Annotated in this window: 14 protein-coding genes; 11 read left to right on the forward strand and 3 right to left on the reverse strand. The window is 69.9% G+C overall.

Translation table 11 applies throughout. The features are described 5' to 3' along the window. The first annotated feature begins 29 nt into the window (after positions 1-29). From ACG04R_RS11660 to ACG04R_RS11690, 7 genes are all read left to right on the forward strand, one after another. Positions 30-590: an outer membrane beta-barrel protein gene (locus ACG04R_RS11660; protein ID WP_394409969.1), complete on the forward strand. Its 561-nt coding sequence runs from the start codon at positions 30-32 to the stop codon at positions 588-590. Between the two features lie 54 nt (positions 591-644). After that, the gene (gene kefF, locus ACG04R_RS11665) at positions 645-1,298 is read left to right on the forward strand and encodes a glutathione-regulated potassium-efflux system oxidoreductase KefF (RefSeq protein WP_394409972.1); all 654 of its coding nucleotides are present in this window, start codon (positions 645-647) and stop codon (positions 1,296-1,298) included. After that, on the forward strand, positions 1,295-3,148 hold the full coding sequence (gene kefC / locus ACG04R_RS11670; RefSeq protein ID WP_394409975.1) for a glutathione-regulated potassium-efflux system protein KefC: 1,854 nt from the start codon (positions 1,295-1,297) through the stop codon (positions 3,146-3,148). The genes kefF and kefC overlap by 4 nt, the downstream gene beginning before the upstream one ends. Next, positions 3,145-3,972 (forward strand): SIR2 family NAD-dependent protein deacylase, encoded by an 828-nt coding sequence (locus ACG04R_RS11675; protein WP_394409978.1) that lies wholly within the window; start codon positions 3,145-3,147, stop codon positions 3,970-3,972. Before kefC ends, ACG04R_RS11675 begins: the two co-directional genes overlap by 4 nt. 22 nt (positions 3,973-3,994) lie before the next feature. Next, positions 3,995-4,426, forward strand: a complete 432-nt coding sequence (locus ACG04R_RS11680) for a DUF1841 family protein (RefSeq protein ID WP_394409981.1) — start codon at positions 3,995-3,997, stop codon at positions 4,424-4,426. Positions 4,427-4,628: 202 nt separating this feature from the next. Continuing rightward, positions 4,629-7,580 (forward strand): di-heme oxidoredictase family protein, encoded by a 2,952-nt coding sequence (locus tag ACG04R_RS11685; protein ID WP_394409984.1) that lies wholly within the window; start codon positions 4,629-4,631, stop codon positions 7,578-7,580. 5 nt (positions 7,581-7,585) lie between these two features. Then, positions 7,586-8,524: a glycosyl hydrolase gene (locus tag ACG04R_RS11690; RefSeq protein ID WP_394409988.1), complete on the forward strand. Its 939-nt coding sequence runs from the start codon at positions 7,586-7,588 to the stop codon at positions 8,522-8,524. A 66-nt stretch (positions 8,525-8,590) separates the two neighbouring features. Here the strand turns inward: ACG04R_RS11690 and ACG04R_RS11695 are convergent, their stop codons facing one another. The 3 genes from ACG04R_RS11695 to flgA form a co-directional block, all read right to left on the reverse strand. Beyond that, positions 8,591-8,980, reverse strand: a complete 390-nt coding sequence (locus ACG04R_RS11695) for a hypothetical protein (protein ID WP_394409991.1) — start codon at positions 8,978-8,980, stop codon at positions 8,591-8,593. Positions 8,981-8,985: 5 nt separating this feature from the next. Continuing rightward, positions 8,986-9,321 (reverse strand): flagellar biosynthesis anti-sigma factor FlgM, encoded by a 336-nt coding sequence (flgM, locus tag ACG04R_RS11700; protein WP_394409994.1) that lies wholly within the window; start codon positions 9,319-9,321, stop codon positions 8,986-8,988. Positions 9,322-9,472: 151 nt separating this feature from the next. After that, positions 9,473-10,171: a flagellar basal body P-ring formation chaperone FlgA gene (gene flgA / locus ACG04R_RS11705; protein WP_394409997.1), complete on the reverse strand. Its 699-nt coding sequence runs from the start codon at positions 10,169-10,171 to the stop codon at positions 9,473-9,475. Between the two features lie 145 nt (positions 10,172-10,316). On the opposite strand from flgA, the gene flgB reads away from it, so the two are divergent. From flgB to flgE, 4 genes are read left to right on the forward strand one after another with little or no spacing between them, the layout of a single operon-like run. Beyond that, positions 10,317-10,730 carry a flagellar basal body rod protein FlgB gene (gene flgB / locus ACG04R_RS11710; RefSeq protein ID WP_394410000.1) on the forward strand — a complete coding sequence of 138 codons (414 nt, stop codon included), beginning with the start codon at positions 10,317-10,319 and terminating at the stop codon, positions 10,728-10,730. 20 nt (positions 10,731-10,750) lie between these two features. Beyond that, positions 10,751-11,164 carry a flagellar basal body rod protein FlgC gene (flgC, locus tag ACG04R_RS11715; RefSeq protein ID WP_394410003.1) on the forward strand — a complete coding sequence of 138 codons (414 nt, stop codon included), beginning with the start codon at positions 10,751-10,753 and terminating at the stop codon, positions 11,162-11,164. A gap of 23 nt (positions 11,165-11,187) precedes the next feature. Beyond that, positions 11,188-11,865 (forward strand): flagellar hook assembly protein FlgD, encoded by a 678-nt coding sequence (locus ACG04R_RS11720; RefSeq protein WP_394410005.1) that lies wholly within the window; start codon positions 11,188-11,190, stop codon positions 11,863-11,865. A gap of 31 nt (positions 11,866-11,896) precedes the next feature. Beyond that, on the forward strand, positions 11,897-13,213 hold the full coding sequence (gene flgE, locus ACG04R_RS11725) for a flagellar hook protein FlgE (RefSeq protein WP_394410008.1): 1,317 nt from the start codon (positions 11,897-11,899) through the stop codon (positions 13,211-13,213). The last annotated feature ends 1 nt before the right edge of the window (position 13,214 follow it).

Here is a 13,214-nt window from a genome sequence, read left to right on the forward strand (position 1 = left end):
TCACTTGCTTCACCCGACCGGGAGCCGTTTTGAAAGCCTTGTTCCTCGCAACCACCACACTTCTCCTCGCAGCTTCCGCGCACGCCGCCGACCCGTACGTCGGCATCAACCTTGCCACGCCGGGCGAGGCGAACTTCAGCATCAACGGCCGCAACGTCGGCAACGACAACCACCCGCGCGCGGTCAAGCTCTACGCCGGGCTGCAGTTCACGCCCGATTGGGCTGCCGAACTGGGCTACGGTGCCTTCGGCAGCTGGCACGCCACCGACCCGGTGCCTGGCTCGTCTGCGCAGGCCAGGCTCGCATCCAGCGTCGTCTACCTGGCGGCGCGGGGCAGCACGCCGCTCGGCGAGTCTTTCGCACTCTTCGGCAGGCTCGGCGTCGCCGTGAACCGGTTGAAGGCCAGCGACTCGCTGGGCCATTCCGATCGCGAGTCCTTCGTGCGCCCGCTGTTCGGCGGCGGCCTGGAATGGAAGCTCGCGCCCCAGCTGTCGGCCACTGTCGAATACAACCACTACGGCTCGCGCAGTGGCGATGGCGGCCGCTTCACGCAGCAGAAGGCCGAGGTGGGGCTGGCCTTCAAGTTCTGAGAACCGCCACCGGCGGTGGGGCAGGGCCATGCCGGCAAGGTACCCTCTCGGGCCATGTCCCAAGCCGCCGTCCGCGACATCCTCGTCCTCGCCGCCCACCCCGACCTGGGCCGCTCCTTCGCCACGCGCACGCTCATCGACACACTGCGCGCATCGCCCGTAGCAGGCCGCGTGGAGTTGCGCGACCTCTACCGCCTCTACCCCGACTTCCACATCCACATCGACGCCGAGCAGCGTGCGCTGCAGGCGGCCCAGCTGGTCGTCATGCTGCACCCCATCTACTGGTACAGCATGCCGGCGCTGCAGAAGCTGTGGCTGGACGAAGTGGCCCACCTCGGGTGGGCCTATGGCCCCGGCGGCACGGCGCTGCACGGCAAGGACTTCTGGCTGGTCGCCTCCACGGGCGGCAGCGCCGAGGCCTATGCGCCAGGGGGGCACAACCACCACCCCATCGACGACTTCCTGCTGCCCTACCGGCAGTCGGCCCGCACCTGCGGCATGAACTGGCTGCCGCCGCAGATCCTGCACGCCGCCCACCGCGCGACGCCGGCCGAGGTCCAGGCCCATGCCGAACTCTTCGTGAAACGGCTGGCGCATTACCCCGAGTGGTGCCACCACCTCGTCGAGCCCGCCGTGGGCGACGAGGAGGCCGTGGCGCTGGATGAGCGGCCGGCGATGTTCTCCGCGCTGGACGGGAGCGCCGCATGAGCCATGGCCACTGGTTGCAGCTCCCGCTGGTCTTCCTTGCCGCGGCGGTCGTCGCCGTGCCGCTGGCGCGCTGGGCACGGCTGGGTTCCATCCTGGGCTACCTCGTCGCCGGCCTAGCCGTAGGCCCGGCGGCGCTGAACCTGGTGCCCGACTCCACCGCCATTCCCGAGGTCGCCGAGCTGGGCGTCGTGCTGATGCTGTTCCTCGTCGGCCTGGAGCTGGAGCCCAAGCGGCTGTGGGCCATGCGCCGGCCCATCTTCGGCTGGGGCAGCGTGCAGCTGCTGGGCTGCGCGGCCGTGCTGACGGCCGTCGGCATCGCGCTGGGTACGCCGTGGCGGCTGTCGGTCGTCGTCAGCCTGGGCCTGGCGATGTCGTCCACGGCCGTCGCGCTGGCCGTGCTGGCCGAGCGCAACCTGGGCCGCACGACGGCGGGAGAGAGCATCCTGTCGGTCGCGCTGCTGCAGGACATCGCGGCCATCCCCGTGCTGGCGCTGGTGCCGGTGCTGGCGCTGAGCGGCGCGCACGACGACGGCGACGGCAAGACCTGGCTGGCGGCGGCCAAGGCCGTGGGCGCCATCGTCACCATCGTGTTCGGCGGCCGGCTGCTGCTGCGCCCGGCGCTGCGCTGGATCGCGCAGAGCAAGACGCCCGAGATCTTCACCGCCGCCGCGCTGCTGCTGGTGCTGGGCACGGCCGCGCTGATGCAGGCGGTGGGCCTGTCGATGGCGCTGGGCGCCTTCCTCGCCGGCGTGCTGCTGGCCGAAAGCGAGTACCGCCGCGAACTGGAGACCGACCTGGAGCCGTTCAAGGGCCTGCTGCTGGGCCTGTTCTTCATCGCCGTCGGCATGGGGCTGGACCTGAAGGCCGTGGCCAGCCAGCCGGGCCTGGTGCTGGCCGTGCTGGCGACGCTGCTGGTCTGCAAGATCTTCGTGCTGGTGCTGATGGCCAAGGCGATGAAGATCCCGCTCGTCGAGCGGCCCGCCTTCATCATCCTGCTGGCCCAGGGCGGCGAGTTCGGCTTCGTCGTGTTCCAGCTCGCACAAGGCGAAGGCATGATCACCGCGGCGCAGAACTCCGCGCTGGTGGCGGCCGTGGCCTTGTCGCTGGCGCTGACGCCGCTGCTGCTGACCGGCGGCGACCGCCTCATGTCGCAGAAGCTGGCCCGCATCGGCGCGAAGAAGAAGCGCGACGAAGCACCACCGCCGCCCGCGCCCATCATCATTGCCGGCAGCGGCCGCTACGGCCAGGTCGTGGGCCGCATGCTGCGCGCCAACGGCATCGAGGCCACCGTGCTGGACCAGGACGCCGAAGCCATCGAAGGCCTGCGCAAGTTCGGCTGGACGGTGCACTACGGCGACGCGACGCGGCTGGACCTGCTCAAGAGCGCCGGCGCCGAGACCGCCCGCGTGCTGGTCATCGCCATCGACGACATCGACCAGAGCGTCGAGATCGCGCAGCTGGCGCACGCGCATTTCCCGCGGCTCACCGTCGTCGCCCGCGCGCGCAACGTGCAGCACTACTACCAGCTTCACGCGGCCGGCGTGCGCCACATCGAGCGCGAGACCTTCGACTCGGCGCTGATGAGCGCCCGCAGCGTGCTGGAGCTGACCGGCATGGAACCCCACGCCGCGCGCCGCCAGGCGATGCGCTTCCGGCGCCACAACATCGACGTGCTGAACCAGATGGTGCCGCTGCAGGGCGATGAGAACGCGCTGATCGCCGCCGCCAAGCTCGGTCGCCAGCAGTTCGAGCAGCAGATGGCCGCCGAGCGCGAGGCCGATGAGGCGCACCGTCGCGCCCAGCGCGGCGGCTGGGACAGCCATCAGGCCAGCACCGGGCCGGACGCATGAACGACGCGGCCCTGATTGAGGCCGCCGGGCTGATCGCGCAGGCCGATGCCCTCATCGTCGCCGCCGGCGCCGGCATGGGCGTGGACTCCGGCCTGCCGGACTTCCGCGGCCGCGATGGCTTCTGGCGCGCCTACCCGGCGCTGGGCCGCGCCGGGCTGGACTTCACGAGCGTCGCGTCGCCACGCACCTTCGAGCGCGACCCACACCTCGCCTGGGGCTTCTACGGCCACCGGCTGGCACTGTACCGCCGCACCGTGCCACATGCCGGCTTTGCGCTGCTGAAGCAATGGGGCGAGCGAGCACCGCAGGGCCTCGCCGTGTTCACGAGCAACGTCGACGGCCAGTTCCAGCGCGCGGGCTTCGGCGACGCGCTGCTGCACGAGTGCCACGGCTCGCTGAACTGGCTGCAGTGCCTGGACGGCTGCGGACAGGCGCCGTGGCCGGCCGACGGCCTCGAGCCTGACATCGACGAAGCCAAGTGCCGCTGGCGCGGCGCGCTACCTGCCTGCCCCGGCTGCGGCGGGCTGGCGCGGCCCAACCTGCTGATGTTCGGTGACTGGGGCTGGGTGTCGGACCGCCACGACGCGCAGTCGCACCGGCTGCAGCGCTGGCTGGCGCAAGTCGAGCGCTGCGTCGTCATCGAGATCGGTGCCGGTACCGCCGTGCCGTCGGTGCGCCACTTCGGTCAGCTGATGGTCGCGGCGCACGGCGGGCGCATCGTGCGCATCAATGTGCGTGAGCCCGACGTGGCACCGGCGTTCGGCGTCGGCCTGGCCTGCGGCGCGCTGGAGGCGCTGCAAGCCCTCGATAGCCGCCTGGGATGAGGTGGGCGGCGACAATCGCGCCATGTTCGCCCCGTCCCAGCTCGAAGTCCGGCGCTTCTTCTGCGCCACCTACCGCAAATGGCGCGATGGCGCGCCGCTGATCCCGATGGAGGCCCTGGCGGCGGACTGGATCGCGGAGCACCCGGAGTACCACGCCGACCTGGCCGACGAGGCCGGCGCTCTGGAGAAGGTCTACACGGTCGAGGAAGGCCGCACCAACCCCTTCCTGCACCTGTCCATGCACCTGACGATCACGGAGCAGCACGCCATCGACCAGCCCTCCGGCATCCGCCAGGCCGTCGACCTCCTGTCCGCCAAGCGCAACTCGCGCCACGAGGCGCATCACGTCGCGATGGACGCTTTGGGCGAAATGATCTGGGCCTCGCAGCGCAGCGGCCTGCCCCCGGACGGCCATGCCTACCTGGACAAGGTGCGCCAGGCCGCCACGCGCTGAGCAGCGTTACAGCGATCCGACAGTTGCCAGAGTTGCAGATCTGTAACTCAGACACAACGTAACGTTCACGGCGCACAAGGCGGGCACACCCGGCCTGCCGACACCATCCCTAAGCTGCCAACGCTCTCCGGTGCCACAAGCACCGGAGACGTTTTGCTGTGCCGTACCCAGGAGGGCGTGGTGACCGACCCCTGAGCGGAACATGAACAAGACTCCTGACATGCCCGGCGCGCGCGGGCGACTGGCGGCACCCACCCTGGCGATCGCCCTGCTGGCCGCGGCCATCAGCACCGCGTGCGGCGGCGGGTCGGGAGGCGTCTCCACGCCCACAGACGCCACGCCAGCGTCTCCGGCTGCACCCGCATCCACACCGGCGTCGTCCCCGGTGGCCACCGAGCCCGTGCTGGAGCTGCCGCCGGCGAGCACGCCGGTCGATCTGCCGGGCGGCTCGACGACGGCCACGCCGCACCTGCCGCCCTCACTGCAGCTGCCCGCGGGCACCGACATCAGCAAGCCCGGCATCACCGTGAAGGTGGCGGCGGCGACTTCTTCCGCCGTCGAGGGCGCCAACACGGCCAGCCTGGCCATCGACGGCAACGCCACCACGCGCTGGTCCAGCGCGCAGGACGACGCGGCCTGGGTCCAGTTCGACTTCGGCGCCAAGACCGCGCTGGGCTACCTGAGCCTCACGTGGGAGAACGCCTACGGCAAGGAGTACGCGCTGCAGGGCTCCGACGACGGCCAGACCTGGTACCAGATCCGCTACGTGACCGGCGGCAAGGGCGGCACCGAGGAGTTCTACAACCTCAACGCCAACGTGCGCTATGTGCGGCTGCAAGGCGTTGCGCGGGCCACGCAGTACGGCTACTCGCTGTTCGAGGTGACGTTCAAGTCCCCCGGCAGCGACAACTCGCTGCCGACGCTGAGCACCACGGCGCTGGCGTTCCCGGCCGATGGCTCCGCGCTGGCGCCGGCGGCCGCCGTGCAGCCGCCGCTGGAGACGGTGCAGTTCTCGCTGCCGGACGGCACGCTGGTGACGCGCTTCGGCATGATGGGCCGCTCCCGCCACGGCCGCGAGCGCGGCGAGGACTGGAACGAGATCGGCTTCGGCGTCAACGACACGGTGGACACCGCGGGGAACCCGCGCGACAAGGGCCCGGGCGCCTACCTGAACTTCGTCGCCAACTACTTCAAGAACCGCACCTGGGGCGTCGAGTTCATCGACAACAGCCGCGTGGCCGGCGTCACCAAGCCGACGATCATCGTCAACCAGTACTACCAGCAGGCCCAGAAGGGCGGCGGGCAGTCGTTCTTCCGCCGCTTCGACGATCCGAAGGTGACGGGTTATGGGTGGATGTCGCCGGGCAAGCTGCTGGACGACACGACCTACACCGCCGGCTTCAACGACGTGGCCGCCTGCCCGGTGGTGCCCAAGCCGCCGCAGGATGCGCTGACGAACCCGACCAGCGGCTACGGCGGCGTCAAGGGCGCCAACGATGGTTGCAGCGTCGTGCTGGACAACATGCCGGGCTACAGCGCGCTGTCGGCGAACGCCGATGGCGTGATGGTGCCCAACGGCACCACCGTGCCGTCGCGCGCGCTCAAGCTCGGCGATGCGATCGAGTTCACGGGCTCGTTCTTCTCCACCCGCGCGGCGATGGACGCCATCGGCGACAGCGGCGCCGTGCGTTACTACACCAACGAGGTGACCTACGTCGTCGGCACCGGCCTGCGCCCCTGGTATGGCGTGCAGCCTCGCCTGATGAACGCGCCGCTGCCCGAGGAGACGCTGCAGGGCGGCACCGGCTCGGTGTCCTACGACTACGCCGACAACGGCGCCTTCATCTTCCAGCAGCCGAACAGCCAGATCGGCATGCAGAACATGCAGCGCTTCGTCGAGGGCCGGCGCTGGGTCCACACGAACCTGTGGACCGGCGACCACAACGAGCCCGGCAACGACAGGAACACGGCCGCCGTGCAGTTGCAGGGGGCACGCTTCAACCAGTCGAGCTGCTTCGCATGCCACATCGGCAACGGCCGCAGCCTGGCCCCGAGCGCCATCAACCAGCGCCTGGACACCATGGGCGTGCGCACCGCCGCGCTGGATGCCAACGGCCGGCAGGTTCCCCACCCGGTCTACGGCGTGGCCGCGCAGATGAATGCCCGTTCGACGAGCACCGGCGCGCTGCAGGACTGGGGCACCAGCGTCCGCGTGGCCGGCTTCGACGTGCGCACGGTGAAGCTGGCGGACGGCACCACCGTCGAGCTCAGCAAGCCGCGCGTCGCCTTCGACGGCCCGATGCCGGCGGCCTACTCGCTGCGCAGCGCGCAACCGATGATCGGCGTGGGGCTGCTGGAGGCCGTGCCGGACGCCGACATCCTGGCCCGCGTGCGCACCACGCCCGATGCCGATGGCGTGAAGGGCGTCGCGAACTTCGCCTTCGACCCGGAAACCGGCGCCGTGCGCCTGGGCCGCTACGGCTGGAAGGCCTCCAAGGTCAGCCTGCGCCACCAGGCCGCCGCGGCGGCGCTGCAGGACATGTCCGTCACCAGCCCGGTCTACCCGAACCGCGACTGCCTGTCCGGCAAGTGCACGCCGGCCAAGACGGAGAAAGGCCTGACCGAGGACGAGCTGACGCTGATCAGCCGCTACCTCGCGCTGCTCGCGGTGCCGGCCCAGCGCAGCGTCGCCAGCGGCTTTCCCAAGGGCGTGACGCCGCTGCCGGACCTGGACGTCAACCCAGCCCAGGTGGCCGCCGGCGCCCAGGTCTTCCAGGCCAACCGCTGCACCGCCTGTCACGTGGCCTCCATGAAGACCGGCAACGGCTCCGAGTTCGCCGAGCTGCGCAACCAGCTCATCAAGCCCTACACCGACCTGCTGCTGCACGACATGGGCAGCGACCTGGCCGATGGCTTCGCCGAAGGCCAGGCCAGCGGGAGCATGTGGCGCACCTCGGCGCTGTGGGGCATCGGGTACACGCAGCGCGTGGCCGGCAGCGCGGGCCCGGTGGGCTACCTGCACGACGGCCGGGCCCGCACGCTGACCGAGGCCATCCTCTGGCACGGCGGCGAGGCCACCACCAGCCGGCAGCGCTTCGAGGCGCTGTCCAAGGCCGACCGCGAGGCCCTGCTGGCCTTCCTCAAGTCGCTGTGAACGCGATGACCGACGCCTCCGATCACCTGCGCCGCCGCCAGCTCCTGGCCGGCGCCCTCTCCACGCTCGCCGCCGCAGGCCTGTCCGCCTGCGGTGGTGGCGGCGGTGGCGACACCGCCTCGGCGCCCGCCACGCCGTCGACGCCTTCAACACCCGCCACGCCAGTGAAGAGCGCCAAGCGCGGCATCGCCTACGACCTGGCCACCGCGGAAGACCTGCAGGCGCTCGCGCCAGGTGTCAGCTGGTGGTACGACTGGGGCCAGAAGCCCAACACCGGCGTGCCCACGGACTACGCCCGGCGCTACGGCATGGATTTCGTGCCGATGCTCTGGCGTGACTTCGCAGCAACCGACATCGAGGCCTTCCTCGCCGCCAACCCCGGCCTCCAGCACCTGTTGCTGCTGAACGAGCCCAACCTGGTGGACCAGGCCAACCTGACCCCGCAGGCGGCCGCCCAGCTGTGGCCGCAGTACGAGGCGGTGGCCAGGAAGACCGGCGTGAAGCTGGTCGGCCCGGCCATCACCTGGGGCACGATGGCAGGTTTTTCGGACCCGGTGATCTGGCTCGACGCGTTCATCGCCGCCTATGCGGCGGCCAATGCGGGCCGTGCGCCGCATATCGACGCCCTCGCCTTCCACTGGTACGACTACGGCCTCAAGGACCAGCTCGACCGCCTGACGAAGTACGGCAAGCCCTTCTGGGTGACCGAGATGGCGAACTGGCACACCGGCGACGGCGCCGCGCAGATCGACTCGGTGGACAAGCAGAAGGGCCAGATGGCGGACATGGTGAAGGTCTGCGAGGACCGCGCCGACGTGTTCCGCTACGCCTGGTTCACCGGCCGCTGGAACAACGACACGCATTTCACGAGCCTGCTGGGCGCCAACGGCCAGTTGACCGACCTGGGGCGCTACTACCTGAGCCTGCCCTTCCAGGCCGCATGAGCGCCAAGCCGTCAGGCGGGCAACAAAAAGCCACCTCGCGAGGTGGCTTTTTCGGAGCGATCTGACTCAGGCCGTGTAGCTGCCGCCGCCAAGGCTGCGGCGCTCGGCCTTGCCGCCGGCGCCGTAAAGGCCGGTCGGTTCGCTGGGGATCAGCACGTCCAGCGCGCGGTCCAGCGAGGCATTGCCGCGGGCCAGCGCCTCGCGCTGCGCGGCCAGCAGGCCGCCGGCGCGCACGAGGCGGTTGCGCAGCGCAGCCGGCACGCCGCCGGTGCGGGCGGCTTCGCTGAAGCTCTGCACGGCGCGGGCCAGGTGCTGGTGCAGCTCGGCCGAGTGCTGTTCGATGGCAGCGGCGTCCCGACGGGCCAGGGCGTCGCCCAGCTGGTTCAGCGCAGCCTCGACGGCCAGCAGCGGCGCTTCGAGCTCGGCGCTGAGAGGGGTGGACGGGACGGTGGTCATGGGAATCAGTGTTTGTTGCCGCGGGCGCTCACCAATTCTTGCGCATTCGCGACCAACTTGTCAGCGATGGCATTGGCATTGACCGTGAACTTGCCCTCGGAGATGGCCTTGGAGATGCGGTCGACCTTGGCGGCGTCGAAGCTGCCGTCGTCCGTACCGGTAGCGGCAGCGATCTGGGCGGCGTTGGAAATGGCGACCTGGGCGCTGGCCGCCGGGGCGGACGCGGTCGAGCGGGCGACTTCGCTTGCGGAGGTGGCATCGGCCTTGCGCGCCACGGGGCGCTGCTCGGCCTTGGCCGTACTGGCACTGCCGTCAGGGCTGGGGCTGTTACCGATCTTCATGAGCTTCTCCAGGGTGCGGGGGCGGACCCCGCCGGGGGCATTACAGGGGAGTTTCCCCTTGTATCGGCTCCAGGCCTAGAAACTTGAACGGGAACTGGCGGGTTTTTCCGGCCAATTCCGGCTTTCGGGCACGCGAACTGTGGCGCATTGCTCACAACAGCAGCTCCACGCGCCGCTCGCCCACGGCCCGGCCGCTGGCGACCCGGCCGCTCTCGAAACGCACCCTGACCTCCTGGCCTTCGATGCCCGCGCTCATGGCCTGGGCCTCGGAGGACACCGCAAAACCCTCGCCGACCGCGCTCACCTGCACCGTCTCGCCGGCGGTGAACCACAGGCGGGACTTCAGGGCCGGCGCACGCACGGCCTCGGCCGCACCGACCGGCCGGGCAAGCGTGCGCCCGATCAGCTGGCTGGCGTCGGTGAAGACGGCACCGGGTTCGGCCGCGATGTCGATATCGGCCATCGCCAGCTGCTCTTGAGACAAATTCACGCCGGCGGGCAGCGGACCGCTGGCCACGACGACGCGGCCGTAGACAGACACCCGCACCGGCAGCGTCACGTTCCAGCGCGCCGCGCCGACGGTGCAGCGCAGGCCGATGCGGCTGCGGCCCCAGACGGCGATGCCGGGCGGGAGGTAGGGCTGGATCTGCTGGCAGGGCGCGAGCCTGAGCCGCGCGTCCAGCTGGCCGATCTCGACGGCAACGCGGGTGCCAGGCGGCGCGGTGGCGCGAGCGGCGGTTTCGGCAAGCTGGCGCACGCGCTCGACAAGCGCGGGGTCGAGCGCGGTCTGGGCGCGGGCGCCCACACCGGCCAGGGCCAGGCACATCAGGAACGCGATTCGACGCAGCATGGCCGCCACTTTAGGGAGCGGCCCGGCGCCACGAGGTCGGAATTGAGCGGCGAAGACCCCGCTAATCCCGCTCATGTTTTCGGGCCTGGTTCAGACAATTTGCGCAAGGAGCCCTACCGGCTCGCCCCCTCGCAAGAGGCCAAAGATGTTGAACCGACTCACCGACACGCTGAACTTCCAGACCCAGGCGCTCACGCTGCGGGCGGAGCGCCAGCGCCTGCTCGCCAGCAACATCGCCAACGCCGACACGCCCGGCTACCAGGCCCGCGACATCAACTTCGCCGAGGCGCTGCGCGAAGCCACCGGCGAGGTCGGCACGCCGGGCGCCCTCGCCACCACCCAGAGCGGCCACATCGCACCGCTGGCCGGCGCTCGCGGCGAGAGCGGCAAGGAATACGCGCTGCAGTCCCAGACCAGCCTGGACAGCAACGGCGTGGACATGGACCGCGAGCGCGCGAGCTTCGCCGACAACTCGGTGAAGTACGAGGCCACGCTGCGCTTCATCAACAGTTCGGTGCGCAACGCGCTGGACGCGATGAAGTCGCCCAACCAGGCCTGACGAGGCAGGAGGACTGAGCCATGTCGATGTTCCAGATCTTCAGCGTCTCCGGCAGCGCGGTCAGCGCGCAGAGCCAGCGCCTGAACGTGGTGGCCAGCAACCTGGCCAACGCCGACACGGTGGCCGGCCCCGACGGCCAGGCCTACAAGGCGCGCCAGGTGGTGTTCCAGACCACGCTGATGGGCGCGGGCGACGACAGCGGCAACGCCGGCGTGCGCGTGACCAACATCACCGAGGACCAGACACCCGGCCGCCGCGTGCACGACCCCAATCATCCGCAGGCCGACGCCGACGGCTACGTGACCTATTCCAACGTGAACCCGGTGGAAGAGATGGTCAACATGATCTCGGCGTCGCGCTCCTACCAGAACAACATCGAAGTCATGGGCACGGCCAAGAGCCTGCTGCTCAAGACCCTGCAACTCGGCCAGTGATGGTCGCCCGTTGAAAGCACGCCATGGACTTCTCCGTACTCAACGGCACCAGCTCCAGCAGCTCGACCAGCTCGACCACCTCCAGCACGAGCAGCAGCTCCTCGACGTCGTCGACCAACGCCGCCGACACGCAGGACCGTTTCCTGAAGCTGCTCGTCGCGCAGATGAACAACCAGGACCCGCTCAACCCGATGGACAACGCCCAGGTGACGAGCCAGATGGCGCAGATCCAGCAGGTGACGAGCCTGTCCACGCTGAACACCAGCATCACCAGCCTGGGCAGCCAGCTGGGCCAGATGCAGGCCCTGCAGTCGGTCTCGCTGGTGGGCCGCGAGGTCAGCGTGCCCAGCAACAGCCTGCAGGTGACCAACGGCGTCGCCGAAGGCAGCTTTGACCTGGCCGGTGCCGCCAGCGCGGTCAAGCTGGAGATCCTCGGCCCGGCCGGCAACGTCATCGACACGCAGCAGCTCGGCGCCCAGGCCCAGGGCCGCCAGACCTTCAGCTGGAACGCCGGCACGCTGGCGTCCGAAGGCAGCGAGGTCAAGTACCGCATCACGGCCACCAATGGCACCGCTCCCGTCACGTCGACCACCTACGCCAACGACAAGGTCACCGCGGTCTACAGCGAGAACGGCAGCCTGAAGCTGGACCTCGCCCGCCTGGGCTCCGTCGACTACACGGCCGTCCAGGCCGTCAACTGATCCATCCCCGCACGACCGCAAGGACTTCCCCATGGCATTCCAGCAAGGCCTCTCCGGGCTCGCCGCAGCGTCCAAGAATCTCGACGTCATCGGCAACAACATCGCCAACTCCGGCACCTACGGGGCCAAGGCGTCGCGGGCCGAATTTGCGGACGTCTACGCCGCCGCGCTGAACGGCGCCGGCTCGAACGAGATCGGCATCGGCACCTCGCTGCAGTCGGTGGCCCAGCAGTTCACGCAGGGCAACATCACGACGACCGAGAACCCGATGGACCTCGCCATCAACGGCGGCGGCTTCTTCCAGGTCAGCGACGGCATCAACCCCACGCTCTACAGCCGCAACGGCCAGTTCAAGGTCAGCAAGGACGGCTTCATCGTCAACAACGACGGCCTCAAGCTGATGGGCTACCCCGCCAACGGCGCCGGCGTCATCCAGCCGGGCACGGCCACGCCGCTGCAGCTGCCCACCGGCGGCATCCCGCCCGCGGTGACGTCCAAGGTGCAGATGGAGTTCAACCTCGACTCGCGCCTGAAGGTCACCGCCCCCGGCAGCGGCACCGGCACCGGCATCGACCTGACGGACAGCACGACGTACAACAACGCCACGTCCATGACCGTCTACGACGCCAAGGGCCAGGACGTGGCCGTGACCTTCTACTTCCAGAAGGCCGCGACCGCCGCCGACGGCAGCGACACCTGGAACGTCTACGCCACCGCCAACGGCACGCCCTTCGATACCGATTCCTCCGGCGCCGCCATCGCGCTGGACGCCAACGGCAACCCGACGACGCCCTACACGACGATCACCTTCCCGCCCACCGGCGGCTCGCCCACCGTGCCCACCGCGGCCATCAACATGAGCGTCCCCGCCGGGACCAGCACGCGCGGCAACTCGACGCTGGCCATCGCCAACATCCAGCTGGACTTGACCGGCGCGACCGAGAACGGCAGCAGCTTCGCCGTGACCAACCTGACCCAGGACGGCTACGCGCCGGGCCAGCTGACCGGCATCACGGTGGCCAACAACGGCATCGTCCAGGCCCGCTACTCCAACGGCCAGAGCAAGCCGGCCGGCCAGGTCGAGCTGGCGAACTTCCGCAACCCGCAAGGCCTGCAGCCCACGGGCCACAACGTCTGGGTCCGCACGGTCGCGTCCGGCGACGCGGTCGTCGGCGTGCCGGGTGACGGCAACATGGGCGCGCTGCAGTCCGGTGCGCTGGAGGAAAGCAACGTCGACCTGACCGCGGAACTGGTCAATATGGTGACGGCCCAACGCGCCTACCAGGCCAACGCGCAGACGATCAAGACGCAGGACCAGGTCCTGCAGACCATCGTCAATCTGCGCTGAC

The sequence above is a fragment of the Pelomonas candidula genome, assembly GCF_043555985.1.
GTDB lineage: Bacteria > Pseudomonadota > Gammaproteobacteria > Burkholderiales > Burkholderiaceae_C > Pelomonas > Pelomonas candidula.